The sequence below is a fragment of the Prochlorococcus sp. MIT 0701 genome, from assembly GCF_000760295.1.
In the GTDB taxonomy this organism is placed as follows: domain Bacteria; phylum Cyanobacteriota; class Cyanobacteriia; order PCC-6307; family Cyanobiaceae; genus Prochlorococcus.
On the sequence record NZ_JNBA01000022.1, the window covers coordinates 1 to 26,865 of the forward strand.

General features: G+C 48.3%; 31 protein-coding genes and 3 pseudogenes. 18 read left to right on the forward strand and 16 right to left on the reverse strand.

Going from position 1 to position 26,865, the window contains the following annotated elements:
* Together EV12_RS05140 and EV12_RS05145 are read right to left on the reverse strand one after the other, a co-directional pair.
* Positions 1-1,028, reverse strand: a pseudogene (locus EV12_RS05140) (glycosyl hydrolase family 18 protein); the annotation flags it as partial.
* A 561-nt stretch (positions 1,029-1,589) separates the two neighbouring features.
* The gene (locus EV12_RS05145) at positions 1,590-3,260 is read right to left on the reverse strand and encodes a bifunctional aminoglycoside phosphotransferase/ATP-binding protein (RefSeq protein WP_036912887.1); all 1,671 of its coding nucleotides are present in this window, start codon (positions 3,258-3,260) and stop codon (positions 1,590-1,592) included.
* A gap of 103 nt (positions 3,261-3,363) precedes the next feature.
* On the opposite strand from EV12_RS05145, the gene EV12_RS05150 reads away from it, so the two are divergent.
* Positions 3,364-3,969 (forward strand): alpha-ketoglutarate-dependent dioxygenase AlkB family protein, encoded by a 606-nt coding sequence (locus tag EV12_RS05150; RefSeq protein ID WP_036912890.1) that lies wholly within the window; start codon positions 3,364-3,366, stop codon positions 3,967-3,969.
* A 1,119-nt stretch (positions 3,970-5,088) separates the two neighbouring features.
* Complete coding sequence (locus EV12_RS05160; protein WP_036912896.1) at positions 5,089-5,274, forward strand: class IIb bacteriocin, lactobin A/cerein 7B family; 186 nt, start codon at positions 5,089-5,091, stop codon at positions 5,272-5,274.
* A 1,318-nt stretch (positions 5,275-6,592) separates the two neighbouring features.
* On the opposite strand, the pseudogene EV12_RS05165 reads toward EV12_RS05160, so the two are convergent.
* Positions 6,593-7,648: pseudogene (locus tag EV12_RS05165) on the reverse strand (carbamoyl-phosphate synthase).
* Positions 7,649-8,025: 377 nt separating this feature from the next.
* Between EV12_RS05165 and EV12_RS05170 the strand changes: the two are divergent.
* From EV12_RS05170 to EV12_RS05180, 4 genes are all read left to right on the forward strand, one after another.
* Positions 8,026-8,895 (forward strand): acid phosphatase, encoded by an 870-nt coding sequence (locus EV12_RS05170; protein WP_036912899.1) that lies wholly within the window; start codon positions 8,026-8,028, stop codon positions 8,893-8,895.
* Positions 8,896-8,963: 68 nt separating this feature from the next.
* Complete coding sequence (locus tag EV12_RS14070; protein ID WP_193742151.1) at positions 8,964-9,137, forward strand: hypothetical protein; 174 nt, start codon at positions 8,964-8,966, stop codon at positions 9,135-9,137.
* Positions 9,138-9,483: 346 nt separating this feature from the next.
* Positions 9,484-10,044 carry a hypothetical protein gene (locus EV12_RS05175; RefSeq protein ID WP_036912901.1) on the forward strand — a complete coding sequence of 187 codons (561 nt, stop codon included), beginning with the start codon at positions 9,484-9,486 and terminating at the stop codon, positions 10,042-10,044.
* Positions 10,045-10,127: 83 nt separating this feature from the next.
* On the forward strand, positions 10,128-10,529 hold the full coding sequence (locus EV12_RS05180; RefSeq protein WP_152562317.1) for a hypothetical protein: 402 nt from the start codon (positions 10,128-10,130) through the stop codon (positions 10,527-10,529).
* Positions 10,530-10,538: 9 nt separating this feature from the next.
* On the opposite strand, the gene EV12_RS05185 is transcribed toward EV12_RS05180, so the two are convergent.
* The gene (locus EV12_RS05185; RefSeq protein WP_036912906.1) at positions 10,539-10,874 is read right to left on the reverse strand and encodes a GRAM domain-containing protein; all 336 of its coding nucleotides are present in this window, start codon (positions 10,872-10,874) and stop codon (positions 10,539-10,541) included.
* An 85-nt stretch (positions 10,875-10,959) separates the two neighbouring features.
* Between EV12_RS05185 and EV12_RS05190 the strand changes: the two are divergent.
* Positions 10,960-11,427: pseudogene (locus EV12_RS05190) on the forward strand (transposase); the annotation flags it as partial.
* A 161-nt stretch (positions 11,428-11,588) separates the two neighbouring features.
* On the opposite strand, the gene EV12_RS05195 reads toward EV12_RS05190, so the two are convergent.
* The 3 genes from EV12_RS05195 to EV12_RS05205 form a co-directional block, all read right to left on the reverse strand.
* Positions 11,589-12,674 (reverse strand): carbamoyl-phosphate synthase, encoded by a 1,086-nt coding sequence (locus tag EV12_RS05195; RefSeq protein ID WP_072014282.1) that lies wholly within the window; start codon positions 12,672-12,674, stop codon positions 11,589-11,591.
* A gap of 497 nt (positions 12,675-13,171) precedes the next feature.
* A complete protein-coding gene (locus tag EV12_RS05200) occupies positions 13,172-14,401 on the reverse strand; it encodes a carbamoyl-phosphate synthase (RefSeq protein ID WP_241477274.1) in 1,230 nt (409 codons plus the stop codon).
* A gap of 217 nt (positions 14,402-14,618) precedes the next feature.
* Positions 14,619-14,897 (reverse strand): hypothetical protein, encoded by a 279-nt coding sequence (locus tag EV12_RS05205; protein ID WP_152562356.1) that lies wholly within the window; start codon positions 14,895-14,897, stop codon positions 14,619-14,621.
* A gap of 115 nt (positions 14,898-15,012) precedes the next feature.
* Here EV12_RS05205 and EV12_RS05210 point away from each other — a divergent pair, with 115 nt between their 5' ends.
* Positions 15,013-15,714 carry a response regulator transcription factor gene (locus tag EV12_RS05210; RefSeq protein WP_036912912.1) on the forward strand — a complete coding sequence of 234 codons (702 nt, stop codon included), beginning with the start codon at positions 15,013-15,015 and terminating at the stop codon, positions 15,712-15,714.
* Between the two features lie 722 nt (positions 15,715-16,436).
* On the opposite strand, the gene EV12_RS14075 is transcribed toward EV12_RS05210, so the two are convergent.
* Complete coding sequence (locus EV12_RS14075; protein ID WP_193742152.1) at positions 16,437-16,592, reverse strand: hypothetical protein; 156 nt, start codon at positions 16,590-16,592, stop codon at positions 16,437-16,439.
* Between the two features lie 23 nt (positions 16,593-16,615).
* Between EV12_RS14075 and EV12_RS05215 the strand changes: the two genes are divergently transcribed.
* Positions 16,616-16,822 (forward strand): hypothetical protein, encoded by a 207-nt coding sequence (locus EV12_RS05215; protein WP_036931240.1) that lies wholly within the window; start codon positions 16,616-16,618, stop codon positions 16,820-16,822.
* Positions 16,823-17,063: 241 nt separating this feature from the next.
* Here the strand turns inward: EV12_RS05215 and EV12_RS13620 are convergent, their stop codons facing one another.
* A complete protein-coding gene (locus EV12_RS13620; protein WP_152562357.1) occupies positions 17,064-17,354 on the reverse strand; it encodes a hypothetical protein in 291 nt (96 codons plus the stop codon).
* 419 nt (positions 17,355-17,773) lie between these two features.
* Here EV12_RS13620 and EV12_RS05220 point away from each other — a divergent pair, with 419 nt between their 5' ends.
* The 3 genes from EV12_RS05220 to EV12_RS05225 all read left to right on the forward strand — a co-directional run bounded on the left by EV12_RS05220 (position 17,774) and on the right by EV12_RS05225 (position 18,756).
* Positions 17,774-18,121 carry a hypothetical protein gene (locus tag EV12_RS05220; RefSeq protein WP_241466540.1) on the forward strand — a complete coding sequence of 116 codons (348 nt, stop codon included), beginning with the start codon at positions 17,774-17,776 and terminating at the stop codon, positions 18,119-18,121.
* Positions 18,122-18,187: 66 nt separating this feature from the next.
* Positions 18,188-18,385: a hypothetical protein gene (locus tag EV12_RS13625; RefSeq protein ID WP_152562358.1), complete on the forward strand. Its 198-nt coding sequence runs from the start codon at positions 18,188-18,190 to the stop codon at positions 18,383-18,385.
* Between the two features lie 128 nt (positions 18,386-18,513).
* Positions 18,514-18,756, forward strand: a complete 243-nt coding sequence (locus EV12_RS05225; protein ID WP_052039528.1) for a hypothetical protein — start codon at positions 18,514-18,516, stop codon at positions 18,754-18,756.
* A 373-nt stretch (positions 18,757-19,129) separates the two neighbouring features.
* Here the strand turns inward: EV12_RS05225 and EV12_RS14080 are convergent, their stop codons facing one another.
* Positions 19,130-19,354, reverse strand: a complete 225-nt coding sequence (locus EV12_RS14080) for a hypothetical protein (protein WP_036972788.1) — start codon at positions 19,352-19,354, stop codon at positions 19,130-19,132.
* Here EV12_RS14080 and EV12_RS14085 point away from each other — a divergent pair.
* Positions 19,344-19,511, forward strand: coding sequence for a hypothetical protein (locus tag EV12_RS14085; RefSeq protein WP_193742153.1), 168 nt, complete (start codon positions 19,344-19,346; stop codon positions 19,509-19,511). The genes EV12_RS14080 and EV12_RS14085 overlap by 11 nt on opposite strands.
* 61 nt (positions 19,512-19,572) lie before the next feature.
* On the opposite strand, the gene EV12_RS13155 is transcribed toward EV12_RS14085, so the two are convergent.
* Positions 19,573-19,812 (reverse strand): hypothetical protein, encoded by a 240-nt coding sequence (locus EV12_RS13155; RefSeq protein WP_081939908.1) that lies wholly within the window; start codon positions 19,810-19,812, stop codon positions 19,573-19,575.
* A gap of 266 nt (positions 19,813-20,078) precedes the next feature.
* Between EV12_RS13155 and EV12_RS14585 the strand changes: the two genes are divergently transcribed.
* Positions 20,079-20,222 (forward strand): DUF1651 domain-containing protein, encoded by a 144-nt coding sequence (locus tag EV12_RS14585; RefSeq protein WP_241466542.1) that lies wholly within the window; start codon positions 20,079-20,081, stop codon positions 20,220-20,222.
* On the opposite strand, the gene EV12_RS05230 is transcribed toward EV12_RS14585, so the two are convergent.
* Complete coding sequence (locus tag EV12_RS05230; RefSeq protein ID WP_152562359.1) at positions 20,208-20,594, reverse strand: hypothetical protein; 387 nt, start codon at positions 20,592-20,594, stop codon at positions 20,208-20,210. The genes EV12_RS14585 and EV12_RS05230 overlap by 15 nt on opposite strands.
* A 151-nt stretch (positions 20,595-20,745) precedes the next feature.
* Complete coding sequence (locus tag EV12_RS05235) at positions 20,746-20,958, reverse strand: hypothetical protein (protein ID WP_036912919.1); 213 nt, start codon at positions 20,956-20,958, stop codon at positions 20,746-20,748.
* A gap of 234 nt (positions 20,959-21,192) precedes the next feature.
* Here EV12_RS05235 and EV12_RS05240 point away from each other — a divergent pair, with 234 nt between their 5' ends.
* Together EV12_RS05240 and rmuC are read left to right on the forward strand one after the other, a co-directional pair.
* Positions 21,193-22,824 carry a hydroxysqualene dehydroxylase gene (locus EV12_RS05240; RefSeq protein WP_036912922.1) on the forward strand — a complete coding sequence of 544 codons (1,632 nt, stop codon included), beginning with the start codon at positions 21,193-21,195 and terminating at the stop codon, positions 22,822-22,824.
* Between the two features lie 6 nt (positions 22,825-22,830).
* Positions 22,831-23,130, forward strand: a complete 300-nt coding sequence (gene rmuC, locus EV12_RS05245; RefSeq protein WP_255327645.1) for a DNA recombination protein RmuC — start codon at positions 22,831-22,833, stop codon at positions 23,128-23,130.
* Positions 23,131-24,646: 1,516 nt separating this feature from the next.
* Here the strand turns inward: rmuC and EV12_RS14090 are convergent.
* A complete protein-coding gene (locus EV12_RS14090; protein WP_036931147.1) occupies positions 24,647-24,862 on the reverse strand; it encodes a hypothetical protein in 216 nt (71 codons plus the stop codon).
* A gap of 673 nt (positions 24,863-25,535) precedes the next feature.
* Between EV12_RS14090 and EV12_RS14095 the strand changes: the two genes are divergently transcribed.
* The gene (locus tag EV12_RS14095; RefSeq protein ID WP_193742156.1) at positions 25,536-25,676 is read left to right on the forward strand and encodes a hypothetical protein; all 141 of its coding nucleotides are present in this window, start codon (positions 25,536-25,538) and stop codon (positions 25,674-25,676) included.
* 405 nt (positions 25,677-26,081) lie between these two features.
* Here EV12_RS14095 and EV12_RS05255 read toward each other — a convergent pair whose 3' ends face one another.
* Both EV12_RS05255 and EV12_RS05260 read right to left on the reverse strand, forming a co-directional pair.
* Entirely contained in the window at positions 26,082-26,303 is a 222-nt protein-coding gene (locus EV12_RS05255; RefSeq protein ID WP_193742155.1) for a hypothetical protein, read from the reverse strand.
* Positions 26,304-26,343: 40 nt separating this feature from the next.
* Entirely contained in the window at positions 26,344-26,553 is a 210-nt protein-coding gene (locus EV12_RS05260; protein ID WP_036912932.1) for a class IIb bacteriocin, lactobin A/cerein 7B family, read from the reverse strand.
* A 26-nt stretch (positions 26,554-26,579) separates the two neighbouring features.
* Between EV12_RS05260 and EV12_RS14800 the strand changes: the two genes are divergently transcribed.
* Positions 26,580-26,708 (forward strand): hypothetical protein, encoded by a 129-nt coding sequence (locus EV12_RS14800; protein ID WP_275040947.1) that lies wholly within the window; start codon positions 26,580-26,582, stop codon positions 26,706-26,708.
* Positions 26,709-26,865: the final 157 nt, after the last annotated feature.

A 26,865-nucleotide genomic window follows, 5' to 3' on the forward strand; every position in this document is an offset into this window, starting at 1 on the left:
GGTGTCAATGTGATCCGGTTGGTACCGTCCGCTAACGACTCAATCTGCGCATCTCCGGCCCAGCTCTGGAAGTTTTTATGCGGAGTCACAAAGGACACCGACCAGCCATCTAGGTCGGTATTGCCTGAATTTTTGAGCGTAAGTTTGCCACTCATGCCTCCCCAATAGAGGGAACCACTCGCATCAAGCGACAGCGGACCATTGCTGGCCGCCACGGCATCGCCAGTAGACATATCAGACTCATTGACGCTGTGATCCATACCGCTGTGATCCGTGCCTTGATGCATGCTGTGGTCAACCTCATTGATGATCACCGTTTCGGCCGCCTTAACAAACTGCCCAGAACGCACCTGGTTGCCATCGGTCGTTGCACCGCCAATTGACTGCGGTGTTAGCAATAGCTCGCGACTCACCAGGCTGACGTCATCCTGATTGACCCCAAAGGGATCCTCAAGGTTGTCTTCCATCACCTGGTCAAAATGGAACTCAAGGTTGCCTGCATACAAATCGGTACGCTTCACTCCCACCAAAAGCAAGCTCTGTGATGAAGGCTCCACTGAAATCAGTAGACCCTGGTCGGTGTCGGTGATTGACAATCGCTCACGTGTGCCGAGATATGAAAAATTGAGCTTCTGGGTCTGGGGATCAAAGTTCTCGACCCGCTCATGGACGCCATATTCATGGGAGCGTATATAGACCGTGTCCGCCTCGCGCGGACCGATGCCCAACTCCCAGGACATCACACCGCCGATGTCCTCCCGCAGGTGTTCATTACCAACCGGGGCAAAATTATCAAGCGTTAGCTGATTCCAGCTAATTCCATTGCCGTTGTTATCAAGAATCCTTTGATAATCACTCTCCTGCCAGGGATTAACGAGCGCCGCCGTGCCATCGGCAAGTTTGCCTAAGATCAGACCATGCACGGAAATATCGCCAAAATCAATACGATCGCGAGAAGGATCGAAACCCGTGATGTCCGCCCCTGAGGCATTAACCGCATAGGTCTGACCACCAAGTTGTAACGCCATTGCATTAAATCCGTTAACGCATGAATTCTTGTCTTGAATACAGCGCAAGAAAACCCTACAAGTGAAGGTTTTATCCACGATTCAGATAATTCTAAGAAGCATCTCAGGATTACCTCATTCAAGACATAGTAGAGTCACAGATAATTCAAGATGTAGCCATGACAGAAATCATTTAATTAACATAAGATTTTATTTTGAAGAAATATTGTCTAGTGCAGCAGGTAATATTGGCCATTAATATAAAAATAGATAGTCTCGCAGCTGAAGGTTACTAATGAAGCCCAAATACTATTGCGAATCCTTCAAGTGCTTTATTCCACCAAGTCGCTAATCAATGGTACATAAGTAAGTAATCTCATTAATTGAATCTGATCAATCTATTGAAGAGAGAGGGTTGATGATCTGAAAGGCAAGCACAATAAATCATGTTTGGGATGTATTTTCTATCTAGATAGTAGAGGGATCAAATGCAGAAATCTATAGCCAAAGATTCTTCAACATTTCCCCCAACAAGTGAAGCAGAATCAGACTTTGTTGCAAAAGCCTAACTTATCGGATGCACTAAGAATTCAACAAAACGCGCAGCCGTTCGAGTCCAACTTTGATCGGAGATGTTTCTGTAAAGCTAACCGTCAATTCTTGTTCATAAGACGTTAGAGGTTGAATCCACGCTTTCTGCAGTTCGCGCACACTTAAATCTGCCTCAGAGGGGTCAGTTCCCATTCCCATCCTTGTAGCGATCCGCTCCTGAGCAGTTGAATCACTGCATTCACAGGCCACGATGGCAATCGGGCATCCTTGTTCACGTGCCAATGCAAACATTCGCTGTCGTTCTCGTTCTCGTAAGAAGGTGGCATCAACAATTGTGGTCAAACCACTACTCAAACAACACTGAGTCAATGCCGGTAGGCATTGATCGAACAACCAATTGGTAACCTCAGGTCGATAAGGATCTCCTTGAAAAAGTGGTGTACTGCCACCCCTTGTCATCGATCCTTTCTCAAAACCAAGCGTCTTTTGCAGCGGACGGAGACCGAAAGCACGCTGGCGTTCTACATCTGAACGCAGGCGTATTGCTGGCAACTGCTGATAGAGCTGCTCACTCAAAAAAGATTTACCACTGCCGCTGAGTCCATGCATCAGCACAATACCGGCTGCTTTTGTTAGCTGGACCTCTCTAGCCCGCTGAATGTAGAGGTTGAGATCCTTACGCAGCCGTTGAAGACGTTGATGATCAACAGAGTCATGCTGACTCTGGGAGCAGAGTTGCTGCCATTGCAGGCCACTCACCTTGGCGCGCACAAGAGCTCGGTAAGCCGAATACCAAGGCCAAAGGTCAAAAGCCTTGTAATCACCTGTGTGCTCAAGCCATTCATTGAGTATCACCATGGCGTCACCCTGATGATCGTGTATCTGAAAATCCATCACTAGAAATGCCATTTCACTGATCGGATCGATCCAACGCAGACTTGGATTGAAATCAATGGCATCGAAGACTTCTAGACATCCATCGTTGGTTAGGTGAATATTGCCGACATGAAGATCGCCATGGCATTCGCGAATGGCTCCTGCATTGAGTCGTTGTTTAAAACGAAAAGCCAGTTCTGGCTGAATACTCTTAATCCAAGCTCGATGTTCCTCAAGCCAAAGATCTAATGGCTTAGGAAGTGTCAACTGATCCAACACTCGCAAATTGGCATGCACAGGATTGATTACCGCATCAAATCCACCAAAATCTCCATCTGCAACAGCCGTGTTGACACTGAGATGAAACTCTGCAAGTTCGAAAGCAAGTCTTTTTAGGGATTCAGTCTTCAAAACCCCATCACACAGATAAACACTGAGAAGACGAGAGGAAGGGAACTGACGCATCTTCACAGCAATTTCAACCACACCCTTGATGGATGGATCAATCGATTCCAAGTTCTCGTCGAAAACTTTGGCGCGATCAACTGGTCCGAGAATCCTGGTCACACCAAGATAAAGGTCTGGAGCCAAGCGACGATTCAGTCGCAGCTCCTCTTGGCAAAAATGCAGGCGTTGCTTCAGCGTGGTGGCGTCTACAAAGTCCAAATGCACAGCTTTTTTGAGCTTGTAGACATAGGAACCTGTCAGAAGTACCCAGGAAATGTGGGTTTCTACAAGCTCCACAACCTTCACCGGATGTGGATAAGCCTCTGGCTTCATTAATGCCTGAATCAAAGCGGGTTGGTTTTGCTTAGTCGTGGTCACCCGCGCAGTGTTTCAGCTATGACTCAACACTGGCATCTGTGGCTACTCTCCGCCATCTAAAAAGCCAACATGGTTCTATTCAATAATGTTGGCTAGGAGCTCAATGGCACAGCCATCACTAATACACGGTTGGGCAGAAGCTCGCCCTTGGACTTGGATGGCCAATTGGTTGAACTGCGCAGATGCTCGATCCTGGCTGCATCGACTCCAAGACGGTGTGGCTTGGGAGCAACCGGTTGTTCGAGTCTACGGACGTGATCATGTTGTGCCAAGACTGACGGCCTTCATGGCAGCTGAGGGGGTCAACTATCGCTACAGCGGTGTAAGCCATCGCGGCGAAGGCTTGCCTGATTGGCTCTATCCCTTGCTCAGGCAAGTGAATGCGGCCAGCAAGGAAAACTTCAACGGCTGTTTACTGAATCTCTATCGCAATGGCAACGACCGGATGGGTTGGCATGCGGATAATGAAGCTGAGATTCAACCAAACACACAAATCGCATCATTGTCACTTGGAGCGACAAGGGATTTCTGTTTAAAGCATCGCTATCAACCGTTGCGGGAAGTGCTTGATTTGCAGAGTGGCGATCTATTAATAATGCACCCTCAATGTCAAAAAGAATGGCTACATGCGTTGCCAAGTCGAAAGAGAGTGCTTCAACCAAGAATCAACCTTACCTTCCGTTGCTTTATCAAAAGCCAAGGTCTATAGCTGATCAGAATGCTTATGGCGATCAATTCTATTTCTCAGCCACATTGGATACAAATAGATAATAACGATTGGCATAACAACAATCCCAGGACAGATGTTCTTCTTAAAATCAAATAAGACTTTGATCGAAGGGCTAGGGGTCATTTTTGATGGCTCAAGGGGACATTTCGAAGACATCACTTGCCTTATCCTAGGAGCGCCTAGGAACGTAGCAAAGGGAATTGCCAACAAATAACTAAGCATAATTAGCAAGGCAATAACCATTCTCATCAAAGGCAATCAAGAACTAGAAGCAAGAAAGACAGCGTTTCTATAGACTAACAACAACTACCTTGAGATTGGAATGTTCGACTTATAAGATTCCAGAAGTATGCCTTCAAGCTACTGTCAAGTTCCGTGTCAAAATGGAATCCGAGATGGCAATCTTCTGTCAAGTTCTGAATGTTACTTAAGGGGATAAAGATCTTCTTTAGAGATAAGGAGTTAATGAGTAGAGTTGGAGTGGTGCGTAACTATCATCAGTTTCTGCGCTGACCTGATCCACATAGTCTTGAACATTAAAGAGGCAATAAGGTTCCAAATATAGATAATTTCCGTAAGAGATTTATAGTATTTGCAGACAAAAGAAAACCCCCTGCAAGTGTAAGGGATTAGCTAAAGTCTGCTGTAATAGAAAGGCAAAAGAGGCGGGATTACCTAATAGACGTGAACCGAGGGCGCACAGAGGGATTAAGGTACTTGTCACCGCGGGGATGATATGGAACATCCTCCCAACTAGAGCCGTCGGGTGTTCTAACTTTTATCCAGTAGCCTCCAGAAATATCTGATATTTCTTCTGTAGTGAGTTCTTGGTCAAGAAGTTTAATATTGTAGTAGTTAGTGCTGAGATTTGCCATGGTTTTAAGGTTGACTGGATGTTTAAGAGCGACGGCTTGATTGCCTTCACTACACATACCATCACATTTATCAGCTTTCAATGCATTGATCTAAAGCAATCACTGCTGTGAGAAAGCTCACAAAAGTCTGTGATCCGAAATACTGAGCAACATGAATAGTTCAGGCATTATTGAGACATCGGGAAACAAAATCCCGATGCTCACAAACTGATTAACTTTTACAATGACTAATTACACTTCTTCTCTCACAAGCGAAATTATTGATGAAGAGATTTCTCTGGATCAACTACAGCATGTTTCTGGTGGCATCGGTCCTCTTGCAGCTATAGCCCTAGTTAAACTCGGTGGTGCTGCTGTCGCTGGAGTTGGCTTTGCAATTGCATACGGAGCATCAAAGCTACGCAAGTGAAATAAATAATTCCGCTTGTTTTTAAATTAACATCAAATTCACTACTTAACCATGAAAACCAAGGAAGACCTTCAACTGACAGTTGCTCAGTTATCGCTTTGTTCTGGCGGTGTAAAAGAGGGTGGATGCATTACATTCCCAAAATGGCCAGACTTCAATAAGCCCTGCCTGCCTATTGCAACTAGATTTCCTACTTGGTGAGATTACGAGCCAAGAGGATCCGTTCTAAATGCAGAGCGTAACAACTAGCCACTTCGTATTAGATACAGCCCCGAAAACCTACGGGGCTTTTTATTGCGAGCATGAAACCAATGATAAATCTTTTATTATAGTGATGTAAAACCATCGACAAAGATGACTAATAAAGAAATGAAAAAACAGTAAAGTCAACAACGAGTAAAGCTATGAAGATTTTAAGGATCAGAGTTATGCTATTAAATCAATGTTTTGATTTGCCAAGTCATCCTTGATGGTATCAAGCAGAAAAGTCCAGTTGCATTGAGGAAATGCTACCAGCCTTGGCATTTGATGCTGGCTAAGCACCAAGATTAAATCATAAAGGATATTTTTTCCTTTGGGCTATATTAAATATAGCTGGTGCATGTTATTATATGTGAGCCAGCTGATAATGCTCGTACCAAACCATATCGATCTGGCCGGTTTGGATGCTGCGCAAGTGCTTGTGAGAGATAAAAGTAAGCCCCCCGACCAATCTGCCCTGGTTGATACTAATCCTTCTGCAAGATGAGTTCGGTAGGGCAAGAGGGTGACATTGCGATGAATCTATTCCACAAAGAGTAAGTTTACACATAGAACTGGTAGGTAAAAAAGATTGATTAGCTAATAAGTAAAATCAGGAGAGGAAGGAACACATGCTTTAAAAAGCAATGACTTTTGACATTCATGAAATCTACCGCCAAATCTCACTGACCTAAAACTACTTGTATCCCTTTCTGATCACTACAGCGCTAGAGATGGTGATATTCAGTTAAAGTTCTAAGGGTTAGTTGAGAAGATCGACCAATTAATTAGGGCTACGAGGTTGATGGCTAGTGTTTGCAATTGAGAGCTGATATTTTCAGGCTTTGCTTCTATTATTTTCTTGCCTGTCTAGGCATATAACAACAAATAAGGTGCCAGCTATTGAAGAGCCTTCTCGCGTCTTTTAGGGGCATGATGATGAACATTAAATCCCAGAAGGGCCAGTACTCAAAGACGTTCCCAGCGGCCAGCTTTCCTCCACTCACTTCCGAACGCGTTCCCAGCCATTAGGAGTTACTTTGGGCGCGCCAGGGTTACCACCTAGTCCAGCCGTTGTTCAAGATTGACTTGCGGGTAGTGCCCCGCACTGTGTTGGGCGCGCCAAGTACGAAGTGAACGAAGTGCAAAATAGTGTGGAAATAGTGTATCCACAGTAGCCATAGCACTTCGCATCTGGATCTGCTGCATCATGAACGCGGATATTTCTGTTTTTAACGCTTTCAGGTAACGCTTTTATCGTTGGTTTTTGCCATGCTTTTTTCTTGGTTTCAGCTGCTGAACTATTGCTACCAAAGCGATAGCTGATGTTGCCTGAAACACGGGTATCAAAGGCTTCGTCATAGGAGAGATTGACGCCAGCGGTCAAACCATCGGTGATCAGATAATCCAGCTCTACTTGCACGCCAGAACCATCAGCATCATCAAGATCACCTTGTTAGTAGTAGTAACCAACAGAGGCATTAAGATCAGGAGTAATGCTGTAGCCAACATCCAAGCCATAGGTATCAAGTGCCCCGCCGAGATAACGCACATTGAGGCGCTGCTCTGTATCACCAAAAGGGACAAGGGCATAGGCATTGAAGTTCCAGCTGTTTGATACTGCTTCTGCATTGAAAGCAACCTGCTGGAAGAACACACTGCGCTTGTTGCTGACGTTCACTCCTGTATCGGCATCACCTGTATTCATCGGCCTGCTGTCATAGCCAGCATTCACTCCAACCATCCAAGAGCGATCACCATTCAGCCAGCGGTAACCAATCCTGGTTGAGGTGGAGATGGTGGTGCCAGCAACCTCTGTATTGATGATGCTGCTGGTGCCGTCGTAATCAGAGAAGTTGGCGTTGAGCAGAACATCAGCAAAGAACACACTGTTCTCACCAACGGCAATGGGAAGAAACGCTCCAATACCGGCTTGATTCGGAGTACCAGCTCCTTGCAACGCTCCTTGGAATCCCCAGTTGAAGCGCACAGCGTCTTTAAGGTTGATCTCCATCACCCCAAGATCTGCTGCACTGCCACCGTCTTGAGCCGCTACTTGTTGGATGGGAGAGCTAGCTAATGCAAGCGCGGCAGCACCAGTGAGCGATAAGGAGAGTCGAAGGGAACGATGCACTGGGATTGAACGCTTAAAAGGTCACTCATTGTCTGGCATGTTTTTGGTTGTAGCTCTCAGGTCAAATCAACTGCAGTAATGGATAAAGAATGAGATGTTTCTCCTCTAAAAGCCCTGCCTTATGTAGCGGGAGTAATAGGACTGTCTGGTTAGCACCAATGTCTCGCCAAGCATGCAGATCTAGACCTAAAGGAAGCCACTACAACCCCCTTGGGCTCGAGGGAGCCTGGGCGGGATTCCCGGATGCGGTGGCTTAGGGGCCCTACTTTCTCGGGCCCCGCAAACGATTGACAACCAATCAAGCGATAGCCCACCTCCTAGGAGTGTTGGTTGAGTAGTTGCCAAATGAGCTATCCATTGAGTAATTGTTGTATGGAATGAACAAAACCATGCAATTAGTTCATGCGACATTTCTCAGCCTTGGCATGGCTTTGATCAGCACTAGTTACCCGACTATTGCAGTCGCTGGGCCTCAGCCATATCGGGAATGCCTCATCGCGAGTGCCGATGTGCCTGAAATTGGACATGGATTACTTCAGGGATATCTAAACAAAGAGGATCGGCCGGATAGCTTGCAGTTGCTGCCTGCACCGCCAACGCTTGGCAATTCTGATCACGCTCTAGACAACACAATCTCTCAGAGAAGCTTCTCGCTCCCTGGGACACCGCGCTGGAATCTTGCTGCTACTGATGCTGATCTGAATTTTCCTGGGGCAGCCGGCACCTTTTCCTGCGCAATAGGTATCACCATTAGTGAAGAAGCAACGCCGAGGCTCTACATGCTTCTCCGCCGCAGCCTTACTGATGCGGGCTTGTCCACTTATGCAGCCAAGAGCAACTACAACCGCCGCAGACCCTTCTTGGTGAATAAGAAGATGATCTGCTCACCTCATGACACCGCAGAGCTGACGACAGATCCCTCTTATCCATCAGGTCACACTGCGATTGGCTGGGCCTGGGCTCTGATCCTCAGTGAAATGGTTCCAGATCGCAGTGACCAAATTCTTGCCCGAGGACTGGCCTTCGGGGAGAGCCGCCATCTGTGCAATGTGCACTGGTACAGCGATGTAGTCAACGGTCAACTAATGGGAGCAGCCTCTGTAGCTCTCCTTCATGCCAATGCCGACTTCCGTTCTGACTTCGCAGCTGCGAAATCTGAGGTTTCAGAAGCTCGTTCAAGGGGATTGCAACCAAATCGTGATTGCAGCGTCGAGGCTGCAGCGCTGGCTCAGGACACCCTGCGTTAGCCCATATTGAGCGTCCAGCCCACTCTCTTTCCCTGGATGTGTGGCCAGGGATTTCTCGCTGAGTTGAGGTGCTGGCGCTGCTGAAGCTGCTGGCGTTGAGTAGTCGCCATCGATCTCCCTACAAAATCATCACCAACCCCGCCAAGTGCGGGGTTTTTTATTGGCTAGTTCACTACCCCCCCAAAGGGGGGAGAACATTCAGCGAATATATCCCCCGTTTAGGTGATGTAGTTCCTGGCTGATTGAGAGATGGTGAAGAGGCCCAGAAGGGATGACCTCCACAACCTCCTATACAAAATGGCATTTATTACCAGCGACTCATCAGGCAAGAGAGTTGTTGTCCCAGCTCTAGAGAATGCAGATTATACGTATGGAGTTACTTATATTAAAAATAATCATGGCGTAATAGCTGTTCAGAAGGGAAAGGAGAGTGAATATACTTATACAATAGGATCTGCCGGTCTTAATGCAACACCAAAATATCCAGGAATAGTAGATGACAATAATAATGTTGCTGTTGAAATCAACAACGAACCCAACCAACCTGTCTTCCAAGTTACGGTCCCACAAAAACTGTTCCAGGACACGATGATCAACGGTCGCAAATTAGCGGGCCATGATGATGGGGTTAATCGATTGACTGGACAGGCTTACATCAATACATCTCTGATGGGTGGTGATGATTTCCTCGAAGTGGTCGGAGGCTCAAACAATTTTGCTAATGGAAATAAAGGATCAGACCACATCGTTCTTCGCGGCGGGCAAGGTCGCTATCTAGGCGGCGCCGATAGCGACACGATGGAGGTCTTTGACTCGATTACTGGCACTTTGGTCAATGGCAACAAAGGCAATGACGTGGTGAAGGGTAATGCCGCTGGTGTTGCCTACAGGGGCGGAGCTGATAACGACATTCTGGCCGTCAGCCAGGGCAATGCCTGGGGAGATAAGGGTGCCGACACCTTTCGCGGTGTTGGTGGCGATGGCTTCGTCACCGTCGAGGATTACACCTCAGGCGAAGACATGGTTCAGCTTGGTATGGGTGGAAGTTGGAGTCAGTTCGGCAACAGACAGATGTTCACCAACACTGATGGCGATCAGATCATGCTTCTGGCAGGTATCAGCTCTGCCGATCAGGTCACTTTGGTCTGATATGAAATCATCGTCGGGGAGCCTGAAGCTACGGCTGAAAGCTATACAAAACCCGTGATGGGGAAAGCAGGGCGTGAAGTGTTGTGCGCGATCAATCCCCCGACAAAACCATCAACGCCCCGCCTTGTGCGGGGTTTTTTCATTGTTTACTTACACAAGTCCATGCTTTAAAGCAAACACGGCAGCTTGGGTTATGTCCCTACTCCATGCTTTTGCATGGCTATAGCTGCGCAGCGATGGTGGCGTATCTGGCAAAGAGCAAGGGGGTGAGTCGCCGCACCTCTAAACGCACTTTTCAACAAGGATATGCCTTGACCCGTGAGGACATCGATCAGGCCAATATCCAAAGAACAGATCTTGTTGCTCAAGCCATTCACCTGCTGATGGAGAGCGCAAGGGTTGCTTTAATGCAGAACAACCCCGGTGCTGTTGTTGGGGCTGTTGCTCCACTCGACAAGTTATGTGGGCTAGGAGTAGGGAAATAGTTAGGGGCTTTAGTTCTGTCCCTCTTTTAATTTATTGATTTCATTGATCCAAGGAGTTCTTCTAAACAGAATGAATTTATCTTCATGGCCTGCACTAGAAGTCACGGCTAGAGTGTTGGGAAAGATAGGGATAACGCCTAAGAAATTTGTCCAATCCTTTCTTAGCCTATTGATTTCAGAAATTGAGACGATGGTTACGCCTGTTTGAATGTTGAGCGCATGTGACTCAAAAATCAATCTTGTTGTGGTCAGGTAAAGCATCCCTCCAACGGACTCAATACCTCTTTGATGGTTTGCCGGCGATTTTTTGACAAGCTTTTCTCCAACCTCAAGAACAGTCTTCACGCAAAGTGCCTTCTTAGTTGAAAACTACACTAGCTTCAATGAAAGAACCTTCAAGCCTTCTTTAGTTAAGTCCTAAGAAGTTGTTGCCTTTCCGGTCCACCCCAAAGATCACAGGCGAATGCTGAATACCTTGAGGTATATCCATGCCAATCCCAAAGCAGCAGGTGTAAGGAAAGGATTCTTTGATCCCTATAGCAACTTTGGCCACTACAGCAGGCTTAGGGCAGACGGCATCACTGAATGGAGCCCTGCCTTTTTAAGGCTATCGGCCACTCTGGATGGTTGTGCCAGGCGCTATGAGCGTTTCTGCCAGCGCTATCGCCATCACAGTAAAGCTGCTCCCAAGTGCCAGTGGGTTAGTCGCATACTTAAACGAATGGTGAGCAGTGCAAGAACTAGAAGCAAGAAAATGAGGGTTTCACCAGGCCAACAACAGCTGCCTTTTGCCTTTGACATCAGGCTCAATCAAATTCCAGAAGATTGGAATCAAGTTGCGGTGAGATTTAGAAGAGCGAATGGCATCCGCTATGGTGACACGAGAATGCTGCTTTAATGAATTGTTTTCGCGCACTAATAGAGCAATAACTACATTACTAGAGGAATTAAATACAGAAGCAACATTCACCCTGCCTGAACTTTAATGCGACTTAGATATTAAAGGAATTGTCCCAAGCAAGCTAACTCTGTCCTCAGAGGGTACCAGGTACTGAACAGTTAATTGCTGGTCCAGCCGCCAGCAGGAGCGCCAGGGACACAATGAAATTTCGCCACAGAAGAGGGTGCGGATGGGTTTAAAACCACCGAGGTGTAGGCCAACCCCACCCACTCATTTCCTAGAGTTGGATCAGTACAGTGCTTTTTCTGTCTTACATCATGAACGCGGATATTCCTGTTTTTAACGCTTTCAGATAACACTTGAATTGTTGGCTTTTGCCATGCTTTTTTCTTGGTTTCAGCTGCTGAACTATTGCTACCAAAGCGATAGCTAATGTTCCCTGAAACCCTGGTTTCAAATGCTTCGTCATAGGAAACATTGATGCCAGCGGTTAAACCATCAGCGATCTGATAATCCAGCTCCACCTGCACGCCAGATCCATCTGCTGTTCCTAGATCACCACTTTGGTAGTAGTAACCAACAGAGGCATTGAGTTCAGCGGTGATGAAATAACCAACATCAAGGCCATAGGTATCAAGCGCCCCACCGAGATAACGACTATTGAGCCGCTGCTCTGTATCACCAACAGGGATTAAGGCATAGGCATTGAAGTTCCAGGTATCACTAATCGCTTCTAGACCTGCTGCTATCTGCTGGAAGAAGACATCGTCCTTGTTCCAGACAGTCACGCCTGTATCAGCATCACCTGTATTCATCGGCCGGCTGTCATAACCAGCATTCACTCCATACATCCAGCTGCGATCACCATTGAGCCAGCGATACCCCAAACGAGTTGAGGTGGAGATGGTGGTACCAGCAACCTCTGTATTGATGATGCTGCTGTAGTTGTCGTAGTCAGAGAAGTTGGCATTGGCTAGAGCATCAATAAACCAAACGCTGTTCTCACCAACGGCAATGGGAAGAAAGGCACCAATACCGGCTTGATTGGGTGTGCCTGCTCCTTGCAGTGCACCTTGAAAGCCCCAGTTGAACTGCACAACGTCTTTGAGATTGATCTCCATCACCCCAAGATCTGATGCACTGCCACCTTCTTCTTGAGCAGCGACGGGCTGGATGGGAGTGTTGACTAGAGCTAGTGCAGCAACACCAGTCAGCGATAAGGAGAGACGAAGGGAACGCTGCACGGGGATCGCCTAAATGCTCAGCTCATAGTGCTTTGAAAACTTGCTTGCAAAGCATCGCTTGAGGCAGTCGTGTGGTTGGCTGCACTAACAGCCTCAACAATTGATCTCACCAGGCCAACAGCGACTGCCTTTGCGTTTGATATTCGCCTCAATCAAATCCCAGACAAGTGGCATCAGACTGCTGTAAAGTTTCTCAGGTCAAATGGAATTAGGGATGGCAATCAAACTCCCAAGCTGTGGTGATTAAGTTAGGGATATAAGTAGTTTTAGGGTAGACGAAGTTGACGTTAGGCTTGTTATGAATGTGAAAAACTATTGGTGATTGTTGCCTGCTAAATAAGGTATCAAGGCAACTTTCTGTGAGCTAGTGGTTCTAGGCATCGAATAGCTATCTAGCTGCTTTTAGATATAGATGGAATATTCCAGGTCTATTAAATTCATGAGGCCAACACTCAAGCTTATGGATTTTTCTCTCCTGTATTTAGGCTTTATAGCCTTCATTCTGGCATTGGTTCGAACTCCCAACCTCCTGGATTTTTCTTTCTATCTCCAGTACAATGGAGCCTCATCCTGTAGCTGCCATTTGTGTTCCACCATTGATTAGCGCCCCAACTACTGTGAGCTACAGAGACGTCGTTTAGTCCTCCGGTTCTCGGATCATAAAACTTACATTTTGTGGAGTTTGTCCCCTCATCATGGATCCGGATATTCCTTTGCTTAACACTTTCAGATAGCGATTTGATTGTTGGCATTTCCCAAGCTTTCTTCTCAATTGCTGTTGCTGAGCTGTTGCTACCAAAGCGATAGCTGATGTTACCTGAAAATCTTGTATCAAAGGCTTCGTCATGGGAGAGATTGACGCCAAGAGTTAAGCCATCAGCGATCACATAATCCAGCGCGACTTGCACACCAGAACCATCAGCCTCATCAAGATCGCCTTGCTGGTAGTAGTAACCAACAGAAGCATTGAGATCTGGTGTGATGAAATAACCAACATCCAGGCCATAGGTATCAAGAGCACCGCCTAGATAACGACTGTTAAGGCGCTGCTCTGTATCACCAACTGGAATAAGGGCATAGGCATTGAAGTTCCAGGTATCAGATACTGCTTCTAAGCCTGCTGCGACCTGCTGGAAGAAGGCACTTTCCTTGTCGTAGAGGGTGACACCTGAATCAGCATCACCTGTATTCATTGGCCGGCTGTCATAGCCAGCATTCACCCCAACCATCCAGCTGCGGTCTCCGTTTAGCCAGCGATAACCCAAACGGGTTGAGGTGCTGATCGTGGTGCCAGCGACCTCTGTATTGATGATGCTGCTGTAGCCGTCGAAGTCTAAGAAGTTGGCATTCGCCAGAGCATCCAAGAAGAAGACGCTGTTTTCACCAACAGCTATCGGCAGAAACGCGCCAATACCTGCTTGGTTAGGTGTGCCTGCTCCTTGTAAGGCGCCTTGAAAGCCCCAGTTGAACTGCACAGCGTCTTTGAGGTTGATCTCCAGTACATCAAAGGCATCAGTTGTGCTTTCAGAAGAGCTGCTGATCTGGGCCTCGAGCTGCTCATTGCGTTGCTTGAGTGCATCAACCTCCTTCAGCAGTTTGTCGCGTTGCTGCCGCAATACAGCAGCACTCTCTTCTCCAACAGCCGGAAGGATCACAAAGGGTGCAGATGCCAATGCAAGAGCAGCAGCACCAGTGAGCGATAAGGAGAGACGAACGGAACGCTGCACTGGGGTTGAACGCTTAAAAGGTCACTAATTATCTGGGATTTTTTTGGTTTCAGCACTAGGCCATATGAACTGCAGCAAAAGGAGACTGAGGGACATCAACGACTGAACATCAAAAAGCCCCCTGCTGGGATTTTGAAAACTTGGGTCATTTGATTGCGTGGTGTTGCCCTTGTCAGAGGAATTGACAGGGAGGGCATCGAACCCCTCCCTGGAAGACTTAACTGGAAGACTGATCAAGACGCTTGACGATCTGGCCAATCAGCTCAGTGTTGCGGTTGATCTTTTCTTCCAATTTGCCTAAGTAAATAGCCGTCAACTCAGCATTGGCCTTGTCGGCTTCGAGGAAAGCCTCAGTAAGGAGGTCAAAGTTGTCATTGACGCTGGCGTCAGCCTTCGTCTCAGTCTTCAACTGGTTGAAAGTGTGAGACATCATGACGTGGTCGCGTCCTACTTGAATTCCCATTAATTCAGTGCGTTCTTTTTGGGGGTTTCCCATGACCTCTTCACTCTCTAAGCATTGCTTACAAAACTCATCACCCAATCAAGTGATTTTTCGGCTTCTGCTATCCCATAAATGGGGGTTAACCATTTAGACCTGTAGCCTCTGGCATATGGAGTTCAACCACCATTCAGAAGCTTTAAAGACTGCGCGCAAGAAGTGCCGTGAATCCTTGGCCGGCAAAACATCTGTTGTCTGCATGGGGGATCGCTTAGCTCTCAATAGCTTTTGCCTTGTCAAGCCGATCCATGACTCCATTGCCGCTGCATCGACAACACAGGCAGAAGGCTTGAATGCTGTTCGCAAGCATCGCCCTGACATCCTTTTCACCTCTGATGACTTAGAGCAGGGCTATGGGATCGACCTCGTCAAAGAAACAAAGCTTGTCTCGACTGAGATCAAGGCACTGATCTTTCTTAGACGTGAAACGAAGGAAGTTGTCGATGAAGCCTTAGATGCTGGTGCTGATGGCGTGATGTTTGTCTCTTCTGTCGGCACTGGCAATGGCGACTTCATTAATTCGCTACTGACGACCCTCAAAGGCGGGATCTACTACCCAGCTGACATACGTGATCTGGCACGCGATAGCAAACAGCTCAACGATGCCCCTGCTATCGACTGTCAACTCACCGAAAGGGAACTAGAGGTTCTCAATGCAATTGTCGGAGGGCTTTCCAATAAAGGAATCTCTGAGTCCCTTTTCGTCTCGACTGAAACCGTCAAAAGCCATGTGAGCACAATCATCAGCAAGCTTGGGGTGCGTGATCGAACTCAAGCGGCCGTCTTTGCGATCAGACATTGCATCGTCGAATGAGCAAACTAAAGGATTTGCCTCCTAGAGCCAATTGATCAACCCTCTGAAACAATTTCTAGATAAGCGTTGACTAGGCGCAGCTTGCGTTCGTCAGACAAAGTCTCCGTTGTGGTGTCGCAATTTAGTTTTTCTAGAATTTCAACTCTAAATTTGTCGAAGTAGCTGATTAGGATTTGTTTCTCATACATTATTCAGCGGAAACTAAGTTAACAATCACAGCTTCCCGTTGAGAGTCATTTTCAACATCCCCCACATGGGGGAATAGTTCCAGGATTATTTCCCCCGTTTAGGTGATGTAGTTGAAGGCTAATTCTGAGATCGTGAATATGTCCGAGGGGAAGCCTCTCACAACACCTCCAGACAATGAATTTCCAAGCTGCTTTGACTGGTTCTTTAGCTGCTGTTATTGGTGCAGCAACTATTACTGCAACTCCTGCTGAGGCTCAGTATTACGGAGGTCGATAGGCTATAACAGCGGTGGACTAAATTCCTATGGGCAGTTTGGTGCCAACAATACAAGTCCTCGCCTCAGCAAGCGTAGTAGCAATAGCTTCTATCAAAACAACAACGTGTCAGATAAGAGTTCTGAAAAAACACATCATGACTGCTAGAAGTTGATTTGAATCTTGTGGAAGCAAGAAAGGCAATAAAGATTGTTCAAAAGTGTGAAATATAAACATCAACAAGGCATTCAGCTAAAGCCCCGCCACGAGCGGGGCTTTTTATTGTCTGTAGTGTCTGCACTTCAGTCTCTTACTGGGATCTGAGCGGTTCACCAGAAGCACACCAGAACTATTCCAGTGCGTCACCAGAGTTGTGTAGTGGGGATCACCAGAAAGGCAGTGATCTTGAAGGAGTCGAGGGGGCAACACCCCCAACCCAACATCACTCCTTTAAAACAATGACTGCTTTCAACACTGGCTACAACAAAACTGAACTACTTGATCAAGAGCTGACTACTGCAAAACTATCAGAAGTATCTGGTGGTTGTGGTGATACCACCAATACCGTGGTGGATCCTGGGTTTAATGGGCTCCCTGGTATTGCTGAAATCATGTTTGAAGCAGCGAGTGAGTATGTTTATCAAGAATTACCGTACGGGCTGTGATCAGCCTTCATCTTCAACTTCTTGCTCAACGCAGGCATCTTCTTCTGAGTTGAGTTGTTGGTGAACCATTAACCACGCCACGAGCGGGGTTTTCATTGCTTCAAACACTGCTTAGTAACACATAAATGCCATCCGATACCTCACACTAATAAATACTTAGCCCCGCCACGAGCGGGTTTTTTTATTGCCGAAGTAGGAACTTTCTCGCAACCTGCTTCAGTTCACTTTTGAGGTGGCCGCGTCAGCCCAATGGTGAGGAACTTGTCACCTTCTGCCCCTGTCGGAACCCTGGCAGGTTCCCAACTGGGATGGGACCTATAGGGGACTGGATTACTTCGGTGACGCTTCGGTTCCAAGCTGGGCTGGGGGCTATATGACCTGGATCACTTCGGAGACGCTGAGATGTCCTTCGGGAATAGACGAAGACTCCTTTGAAGTGATCACGGACGGTGAGGTCGACGTCTGTTTTGACGGTTGGTAAAAGGACCGCCAGGTCGAGGCTGCCGAGCACCGAGTTGGGGACTTGAGCCAAGCGCTTCTAGACATCGTTTCCGTGGCAGCTTGGGCAACCATCGAGGACTTTGCCATTTTTTCTTGTCAATCCCGGACACTTTTTTTGTCTTATTAAGCCAGCAACTCGACGTGCCTTGGATCTGTCACCGATTTTGAAATGGGTTCGATAGGAACCCAAAAAAAGGCCTGGCGTGGGGCCTGCAGATCTCCGCTTTTTTAAAACTAGTCAGACCAGAGATCGGAGCCGCTTGTCGTCATAAATCTCGCCAGCCAAAACTTTGAAGGCGTTTTCACCGTGAACAAAATCAAAGGCTGACTTGTAGTCGTGACCCTTATGGACCATCACCGCAATGGTGAGGCCGATGGATGGCTTGGTTTCTGGTCAATTTCGCGTCCTTGGCACAGGCGAAGGATTGATCCTGGAGTTCCTGGAATGTCATGGGAGGGTCGCGATCTGCCCTCTTGTGCCAAGCACAGGACTCCAAGGGTGAGCGGCTTGAGCTATTGCGAGTCGTGGTGTCACACGTTGCCCTGCCCCTTGTGTTGACAGCTACATTTGATACATCAAGGAGTGACGCAGTGTTGAGGAATTGGGTGGGGCTTGAGAAGGCCTCACACGGCACGATCGAGAGCGCACGCTCTCAGGTCGATTCACTGGATGACATTGAGGAGATGCGAGTTCTGCTCAAGAACGTAATTTCAGCTCACGACACGCTCAAGCAAAGGCTGGAAGACAAGCTCACCAACATGACCAACTACATGGCCCTGTCCAAAAAAGGCCAATAAAAAACCCCCCGGAGGAGGTCCTGTCCTTTCGACACATTCTCTAGCAAAATCCATTACTGGTAAGGGATGAGTACTTGTACTTGTTCTGCTTGCAAGGAAGGTCTTTTGGAGAAGTACAAAAGAACTGCGAGGCTCCTCACACAGCGTCGTTGGGCGGTACTCGTTGGTGCCGCCCTTTTCTTACGCGCTTGTGATCCGCCACGGGTCTTCGAGACAGCTCATCAAAATCAGTCAGCCTGGTTTCTCTTACACATCGGTATGTGATCAAAGCTGTCCTTAAACGTTTCAACATCATGGAGTCACTGGATCAAGGCCCTGAGGGCGGGGCCTTTTTTCATGCCCGGAAGTTTTCTCGCAGTCGCTAAGCCCTGGCGTATTTCTGCCTGTTACGCATGATGATGCGTGCCAATAGAGAGCTGGAATTGACAGAATCTGACCCGGCAGTTTTAGACGCCCTTGTCACTAAGGCTTTAGAGCTTTCAGCAAGTGCAGGCGGGGAGTTGGAGCGCAGCTGCTGGATGGTGGTTCATGAGCATGCTCACGGATTTAAGCCAACGGAGTACGACATCCAAGAAATTGACGAGCAGCTTTACCTGAAGGTTCTGGAGACCAGCCGATCCAGATCAGTTTGCTGAGATAGAGAGGCCGAATAACCTGACCTAGCTTCTTAGAAATCAGATTAGGAGCTAAGCAGTACCGCAACCCGCCGCTCATCGACGGGAACACCACGCCACAAGTTGCACCTCCCTTCTGCCAGCACTCCGCAGCAGTTACAGCTGAACGCATTGCAGGTGAACTTGGCGCTCCCAATTTGGCTTTGGCTCATCTGTTAAGAGTCGGCCATGCCGCAACCCTCATCATTAAGGGCCATTGACCAGTGCATAAGTACTATCGGGCCCCGTTGTTCAGGGGCGCAGCTCTTCCACACCCCTGACGGTTCTCAACAAAGGAGCTAGGACAAGGCAAGCCGCCTCAAAACCTATGCCACCTGAACTATTGAGGCTATATCTATTTGAGATAGGGATCGTTGTTATTGGTGCTGTTGCCTTCTTTGCCTGGCGTTTTGGAGGGAACGGTGACGACGGCTAATTGACGGCCCACCCTCACAGTGTTCAGCTCAAAAGACCTGCTCGGCCTCATGGGTTCGATGTAACTGGGTAAGTGTTCCAAGTGCTTCTCCGCCCCTAAAAGAGCTAGGACAAATAGAGACACCTCGAAAACTATGGAAGACACCGCCGTTCAGGCAGGCGACAATTTGCGCTATCTGCTGGTTGCTCTCGGTGTTATTGGTGGTGGTGGTCTAGCTCTCTGGCTTCAAAGGGACAAGAAAGCCGACAAGAAGCCGAAGCAAAAACAATTTGTTCCCAAGAACACGAAAGGGTTTCAGTGATTAACTGCCCAAAATAAGTAATGAGATCACCCCAAGTGCCAGGGGTTTTCTTTTGGGACGTTCAATCAGCCCACGTCGCTGTGCAGCGATAGCGCGTGCTCATGGCGACAGCAATTGTTGTGCACGACATATCAGTGACAGTTTTACCTTGAGGGACTTGTCTCTGCGCCTGCGCCTGTGCCATCTCCTCCGATTCACCCTCAGCCGTCGCCTCTCCTGCCCGAACGGAACCAGGCCAGGAAGCCAGCAGCAGCAATAGCAATGATCCCACCGAATAGATAAAGCAATTCGTTCTGAACAAGGTTGTCCTCCATAGGTTCTGACCAGCCTCTTCTTGTCCTAGCTCCTTTGCTGAGAAACGTCAGGGACGTTTAAGCGCAGAGCCTCTTTGGTGCTGCGATCCAGTAGTACATAGGCACTGGCCAATAGCTCTCAATCCTGAGAGAGGTGCGGCATCGCCAGGCGCACTGTTTATCTGACCCAAGGGATTATTGGTATCTGCGCTTTAAAGATGTTCTCGGCCGTAGTTACTTAAACCGCTACATCTAAGTGATCAAAGTCCGCCCTATGAAGGGTGAGCCCGCCCTCCTGAAAACCAGGACGATCTATCTCCAAGTGGATGACGCCAGGGAGCTATGGAAAAAGACTGCAAGCAGAGGGCTGGATGGCCACGGCATCCCAGTGGTAAGGGTCGTGTCACCCTCCTGGTAATGGCCTCCAATCATCTGAGACCTGTGAAGGGCTATGCGCGAAGGTCTTCTCCAGATCCCTTTTGAATGAATCATCCCGACTGATTGGGCTGTGATCGCGTCCTGATTCAATGTCTAGGCTGATTTCCTGTGAAAGCTTGACCTCCTTTGTTGCTCTGAACCACCCCAGCTCTTTGGCGATCCCCAAGAACGGCCAGATAGCGAAATAGAGGCAAATGATCGCAAGGCCTACATATCCACCGTTCAATTCCATACCGGAGAACTGGCAAACGTTTGCTGTATTCAGCATGGCCATAAGAGGCACAAACAGGAAGCGAACAGTACAAAGAGCAAGAAAACGGCTCGAAGCTCCTATTGCTGAAGAGGAGAACAACTCATTGAGGGCCTACATGCTCATTGCAAACGTGTTGAGCAATAGCAAAACAAAATGCTTGGGTATCTGGAACTCATGAGCGAAGAAACCTCTGACCTTCTGAAGCTAGGAGTGTGGTGGCAAGATCAGAAAGAAGGCTGACGGTGGCGAGCTAACCCTCTGATGATTCAATAAGTCCATCTGCCTCCAGCTCCTCTCGATGCTTAAGAGCTCTTCTCAATTGGCCTGCAACAAAAGGAATGTGGAGTGCATACTTCTGAAGCTGAGCCCGCTCCTCAAGGCTGACAGGTTCTCCAGTCGCTAAGCGATGGATGATCTCCTCAACACGTCTACGAGTGTCTGTTCTCAGGGTGCGAAAAACCATTTCTTTGCTGAGCCCTCCGAACCGTTAACCCAATTTAGGTCAGTTTCTAGTCGCTCTTAACGAGAGAGAGGGGTATCGCTCCGCTACCCCATATAAGAAGAGAAGAAGAAGTCATAGTTGCTCTGTTGTGACAACTAAGATTTCCTCCAAGAGTTGGCCTTGTCACAAGGTGTCTAAGGAAGCCCATGGTCCATGAGTTCATCTCTTTAGCTTGGGCAGATGTAAAACAGCTCCATGGCCGAGGGTTTTCCGGGTAAAAAGCAATCTCATGCGGTTGTCATCGGGGCCGGCTGGGCTGGCTGGGGTGCAGCCAAGGCACTCTGCGAAGCGGGTGTTCGCGTGACCCTGATGGATGGAATGGCGGATCCAACCGGCAGCCAGCCCCTCACCACGCCAAGCGGCAAGCCGTTCGAGGCCGGCACCCGGGGGTTCTGGAAGGACTATCCCAACATCAATGCCCTGACAACAGAGCTCGGACTCGGCTCGATCTTCACGGAGTTCACCACGAGTGCGTTCTGGTCACCCGAGGGCCTGGAGGCGACGGCTCCTGTCTTCGGTGACGCTCCGCTGTGGCCGAGTCCCCTAGGTCAGGTTGCTGCAACGATCAACAACTTCAAGCGCCTGCCGTTTCAGGATCGACTCAGCATTGCGGGCCTTCTCTACGCCTTGCTCGACCTGAATCGCAGCGATGCGGTTTACAGGAACTACGACGCGATCAGTGCCCTGACGTTGTTTAAGGAGCTCCGGATCAGTGATCGCATGATCAATGATTTCCTGCGGCCGATTCTCCTGGTGGGCTTGTTCAAGCCGCCGGAGGAGTTGTCTGCAGCCGTCACGATGGAGCTCCTCTACTACTACGCCCTGGCGCATCAGGATTCCTTCGATGTGCGTTGGATCAAGTCAAAAACCATTGCTGAGCATCTGCTTGCGCCCCTCAGTCAGCGGCTGCGTACCCAGCATCAACTTCAGGTACTGGGGGGCACCCTGGCCACACGGCTGAACGTTGGACCAGGCACCCATGCCATCCGCTCGGTGGAAACCCGGTCGTTGACAAAAGGGAGCACCGGTGTCGTCGAGGATGTCGATGCTGTTGTGCTTGCGGTAGGTGCCAGAGGGATGGGTGCCTTGATGGCGCAATCTCCGGAGTGCGGTGCGCTGGCGCCAGAGCTTGTGCGTGCCGGCACGCTCGGATCGATCGATGTGGTGTCGATCCGTCTGTGGCTGGATCGCACCGTGCCGGTCGCCGATCCAGCCAATGTGTTCTCACGTTTCATCTCACTGAAGGGAGCCGGAGCAACCTTCTTCATGCTGGATCAACTGCAGCGGGAGTCGGAGCAGGCGCTCTGGGGTGATCAGCCACCGCAGGGTTCGGTGATCGCCAGCGACTTCTACAACGCCTCGGCCATCGCGGAACTTAGCGATCAGGAGATCGTCAACTGCCTGATGCAGGATCTGCTGCCCATAGCGCAGCCTGCCTTCAGGGGTGCCCAGGTCGTGGATCAGGAGGTTCGGCGTTATCCGGGTTCGGTGTCTCTCTTCTCGCCGGGAAGTTTCAGCAAGCGGCCACCAATGGAGACGTCACTGGCTTCGATGGTCTGCGCCGGCGACTGGGTGCGGATGGGCGAGAAAGAACATGGTGCCAAAGGCCTTTGTCAGGAACGCGCCTACGTGTGCGGTCTGGAAGCGGGCAACTCACTGCTCAGGCGCGGGATCGTGAGGGGAGCCGACCTGCCCTGGACCCGGCAGCACCCTGTGATCCCCATCCGCGCCGATGAACCGCAGGTGGTCCTCGGGCGTGCGCTTAATAAGCTGATGATGGATCGCCTCGAGGCCTTCGGGCTCCAGTGGCCTTGGTTGGCCAGCTAGCTGGCGATTCTCAAGGGATTGGCGATGACGATTCAACAGGCTGAGATTGGCAAGAATATTGAAGAGATCCAAACCAATGCGGTGGAGCTGAATAAGCGTTTTCTGATCTTTATCGACAAGTTCAATAGCATCGGCGCGAACCTATCGCGGTTGAACAAGAGCTTCAACGAAGCAGTGGGATCGGCCCAAAGGCGGCTGCTTCCTCAGGGTCGGCGTTTTGCCGAGATCGCGGGGCAGAACGGTGAGGCAAACCTCAGCGATGCTATTGATGAGGAGGTGCGAGAGATACAGGTAGGTGAAGGGTGAGCCATGAACTTCTGGTGGGTGAACCACACGCAGACGGGCCGCCAGAAAGCCAATGGTGATTACATCTGTCGCCCTAGTACTACCCTTTCACACCAATCAGAGGCTGGATCGTACAAGCATTTTTTGCTTCTAAGAACATAAAAAAGAACCCCCCGAATCTGGATGGGGCGTTCAGGTAGGCGTTTCGTTTTTAAGCGGGTTTTCACAGGCCCGCTGTATCCCTAGAAACCAATCCGAATAGGTCCCGCACCACCCTGCGCTAGCGGTCACTCTTTGGTGGCCACTAACTCTTTGTCTGGCTTGGCCTCTGGCAGGGCAGGCTGCAATTCGGCGATTTGTTTCTCGAGCTGTTCAACACTGAGAGATGGTCGAGCTTGCGTGCTTCAAGACGAGCAACGTGCTCAGCATTAACGGAATGACTTCTAAGTAGCTGCTAAGGGTGCCAACCCGAGCTGACTGTAGTGACGGAATATATGTAGTGACATGTATTTATCAAGACAAGGCATAAGACTAATGGAAACTTTCAAAGTTGAAATTACATACCAATAGGCCTGGAGCAAGAGATCAGAAGATAAATACGCTAATAAATGTAAGCATATAATCTTAAAAAGCCTAGGTTGTTAGCAAAAGAAGAAGTCTCCAACAGACTCAACAGATTGCTCAAATACTCGAGAATTTATTGCAGAGGATAACAATAGAAGTAAGCAGTCTGATTATCAAATATAGCAATAGAGAGGTGTCTAAAGGTGTAAAGAGTATGGTCATAAGTAATCATAAGGCTTGCCGCTCATCAACAGGTCTTCCGTGAGCCTATATACCTACTGTGAGTAAGATCAGATTCGCGAGTGACTGAAATCACGACAAATGTGGCATCTGTGGAAGAAACTATGTAGACAGAGGACACCCTCCTCACTCAAAAAAACTGAACATGACTTCATCGATCAAGAAAATTTGTGGGCTTTCCGCATTCTGCATGAGTTTCTATATAGCTGCTCCGGTTGTGGCTCACCCATGTCCAGGCAGTGTCTTGGTGGAACCTACAACGCATCCAATTTCAACTAGAGTTACAAAGTCACCTAGTTTTCTGCGAGATTGTGGAGCCTTTAATCCTGCCAATGTGGGAAGCATTAACAGCGGATGCTCAATTATACAGAGGTCCCTTGTTGGTAGCCGTAGTACAGTTCAGATCATCTCCACAGTAAATCGTACTTCTTCTGGGCAGAGTGGGATCTGGTATCGGATAAGGGTTGTAAGCAATTCAACCTCAAACCAAGTAGCCTCAGTCAATGCTGGAGCAGGCGCCATTGGCTGGCTTAGAGCTAATAAACTTTAATGCCAACATTAATATCAGATTTAAATTTGAATGTACGGAAGGGCTGCGAAGTCGCTAGCAAGTCTATGAATATTCAAATCATAGCTGAAGCAGGTGCTAACTACAACGGCGATCTAGGATTAGCACTGAAGTTAGTAGAGGAAGCCAGAAAGGCAGGTGCCGATTATATAAAGTTTAAACGCATCAGGGCGAGCAAAGTAACAACTTGAGGTGCCTAAATTGCAGCATGCCAAAAACTGAATACTGACATTGTTGAGTCTCAGAAAAATATGCTGGGGCATACTGCGTAATAATCTCTATTGCCTTATTCAAATCAGTAATTGCTCCTTCAGGGTCATCTACATCCAATTTTCTATTGCCACGATCCTGGAACTCCTCAGCAGTCTTTGGTTCGGACATGATCAGAGAATCCTCTCCTAAATCATCAGCATTCTTACCACTTACCTTACGACCAGCACTACCCCTTCGAACCAATCAGTTGCTGGGGCGCACAAGCATTTTTTATGCTGCTAAGAACATAAAAAAGAACCTCCCGAATCTTAATGGGGGATAAGGATCATCTTTGTTCAATCAGCTCTATAAAGGTAAATAGCAAATTTTGCTGCTTCCTGCACGATTGCAGTGTTCATAACCACCCCCAGACCGTTGGTCTGAGGTTTTTGAACAGTTGTTTAATGAGCACAGGAAGCCGGCATGTCATTCCTGAAGCAGCAGACCTTCCTTTGCGGGTCGTTCATCAATCAGCCGACACCGTTCTTCGGTGCATGGCGATCAACTTGATCTAACCCCATAGCGCTGCATTGGATCTATAGCTTGCGGATGATCATCCGTTAGCTGTTTGCAGAAGCAACGAACAAACGGCGGTCCGCCCGTTAAATCAAAGTGCTGCCTAGCACCTTTGTTTCACAGCAGCCAGCCAGCGGGTCATCGGTGATGCCTTTGGCTTGTCTCGTTTAACAAGGCGAGACACTGGCACACTGCCTCGAGTCTCACGAAACTGGACAGCAAGCAGCCCTGCTTTGGAAAGAGAGCTGTCTCAATTCTCAGCTATTGAGAACGTGAGATTGAATCAATGATGATCACCAGGCCAACAGCGACTGCCTTTGCGTTTGATATTCGCCTCAACCAAATCCCTGAGGATTGGCATCAAGTTGCAGTCAGATTTAGAAGAGCGAATGGCATCCGTGATGGCGACAAAGAGCGAAGTCTTTAGTGGTTACTCTGAGGGAGTGGATATATCAGTAGATAAAAGTATTAGGGCTTCTGGTTAAGGGTCTCTATAGTGTTTTCACGCGAGAGTTAAGCTATTGAAAATCCTCGCCAGATTAATAGCGAGGATTCTTTGCTTGCAAATGGCTTATTAAATCCATTTGTGAGGAAAGTATAACTCAGCCTTTGACCTCCTTGTAGCCTTTTTTGGCAAACCATTTCGCAAATTCCTTCCCAAATGTTTTGACAAGTTCAAACCCGAAACCGCTGCCAGAGATTTCTTGGACTTCTTCCATAGTTAACTCCTGGTCTAGGAGATCATTATTTTGGTTTTGAGAATAGTTGGTCATCATGATTTTTGAATAAAGTGTTTTAGATTGATAGAGATAGTGGATAAAACTGTCTGTTTCTAATTCCCCTCCCCACTTGCATGTTTGTAAACTGTTTCTCCGACGCCCCAGCCAATTAGCCCTCCGACAACTCCAATGGCTGCCTTTGCGGCTCCTACTTTTGCGGCGGCAATAAATGGTACTAAAAAGAAAAGTGGCCCGAAGCCAGCATTGATCTCAGACATTTCCTCGAAGGAAAGTTCCTCAGAGGTGTCAGGATTTAAATCGTTTGGGAAATTCATGATTTTGAAGTGGATGATAAAGTGAAGATAAAGGTGGTAACTAGGCGACTGCTTTTTCAATGGCTTGATAAGTCTTTTCAGCAGCCTTATAGCCAGCGAAGGTTGCAATTCCTGTAGCGACAGCCTTGCCTAATGCAATTGCTCCAACTACGAATGGAATTACACCTCCATTGATTTCCTGGATTTCATCGAAGCCAAGCTCTTGATCGAGCAGTTCAGTGTTGCTGTAGTCAGTGTTGATAGTAGTCATGGTTTTAAAGGTGATAAGTGTGTGAGTTGTGTTGGGTTGTTTTCCCTCGACTCCTACAAGATCTCAGCCTTTATGGTGAAAACTCCTATTTCTTTCTGGTGCAGACAGCTGGCGTTGCTGGTGAAAAGTTGGTGAAAAGCTCAGATCAACCTTAAGGTGAAACGTCATCAGGGATCCCCTTCGAAATGACTTAAGGTGAATACGATGAATGAGTCCTACTTCGACGAGCTGTTCGAACGTTGGCAGGCGGCCGAAGAGGTTGACGCTGAGTTGATCCAACTGATCAAAGACACTGTTCGATTTACCCAAGAG

What these genes read in the sequence shown, in the direction of transcription:
- EV12_RS05150 (WP_036912890.1), top strand. Translation starts at nt 3,364, where the DNA reads ATGGCACAGCCATCACTAATACACGGTTGGGCAGAAGCTCGCCCTTGG.
- EV12_RS05160 (WP_036912896.1), top strand. Translation starts at nt 5,089, where the DNA reads ATGACTAATTACACTTCTTCTCTCACAAGCGAAATTATTGATGAAGAG.
- EV12_RS05170 (WP_036912899.1), top strand. Translation starts at nt 8,026, where the DNA reads ATGAACAAAACCATGCAATTAGTTCATGCGACATTTCTCAGCCTTGGC.
- EV12_RS05175 (WP_036912901.1), top strand. Translation starts at nt 9,484, where the DNA reads ATGATCAACGGTCGCAAATTAGCGGGCCATGATGATGGGGTTAATCGA.
- EV12_RS05205 (WP_152562356.1), bottom strand. Translation starts at nt 14,897, where the DNA reads ATGGGAAACCCCCAAAAAGAACGCACTGAATTAATGGGAATTCAAGTA.
- EV12_RS05210 (WP_036912912.1), top strand. Translation starts at nt 15,013, where the DNA reads ATGGAGTTCAACCACCATTCAGAAGCTTTAAAGACTGCGCGCAAGAAG.
- EV12_RS05215 (WP_036931240.1), top strand. Translation starts at nt 16,616, where the DNA reads ATGACTGCTTTCAACACTGGCTACAACAAAACTGAACTACTTGATCAA.
- EV12_RS05220 (WP_241466540.1), top strand. Translation starts at nt 17,774, where the DNA reads ATGGGAGGGTCGCGATCTGCCCTCTTGTGCCAAGCACAGGACTCCAAG.
- EV12_RS13625 (WP_152562358.1), top strand. Translation starts at nt 18,188, where the DNA reads ATGAGTACTTGTACTTGTTCTGCTTGCAAGGAAGGTCTTTTGGAGAAG.
- EV12_RS05225 (WP_052039528.1), top strand. Translation starts at nt 18,514, where the DNA reads ATGATGATGCGTGCCAATAGAGAGCTGGAATTGACAGAATCTGACCCG.
- EV12_RS14085 (WP_193742153.1), top strand. Translation starts at nt 19,344, where the DNA reads ATGGAAGACACCGCCGTTCAGGCAGGCGACAATTTGCGCTATCTGCTG.
- EV12_RS14585 (WP_241466542.1), top strand. Translation starts at nt 20,079, where the DNA reads ATGAAGGGTGAGCCCGCCCTCCTGAAAACCAGGACGATCTATCTCCAA.
- EV12_RS05235 (WP_036912919.1), bottom strand. Translation starts at nt 20,958, where the DNA reads ATGGTTTTTCGCACCCTGAGAACAGACACTCGTAGACGTGTTGAGGAG.
- EV12_RS05240 (WP_036912922.1), top strand. Translation starts at nt 21,193, where the DNA reads ATGGCCGAGGGTTTTCCGGGTAAAAAGCAATCTCATGCGGTTGTCATC.
- EV12_RS14090 (WP_036931147.1), bottom strand. Translation starts at nt 24,862, where the DNA reads ATGTCCGAACCAAAGACTGCTGAGGAGTTCCAGGATCGTGGCAATAGA.
- EV12_RS14095 (WP_193742156.1), top strand. Translation starts at nt 25,536, where the DNA reads ATGATGATCACCAGGCCAACAGCGACTGCCTTTGCGTTTGATATTCGC.
- EV12_RS05255 (WP_193742155.1), bottom strand. Translation starts at nt 26,303, where the DNA reads ATGAATTTCCCAAACGATTTAAATCCTGACACCTCTGAGGAACTTTCC.
- EV12_RS05260 (WP_036912932.1), bottom strand. Translation starts at nt 26,553, where the DNA reads ATGACTACTATCAACACTGACTACAGCAACACTGAACTGCTCGATCAA.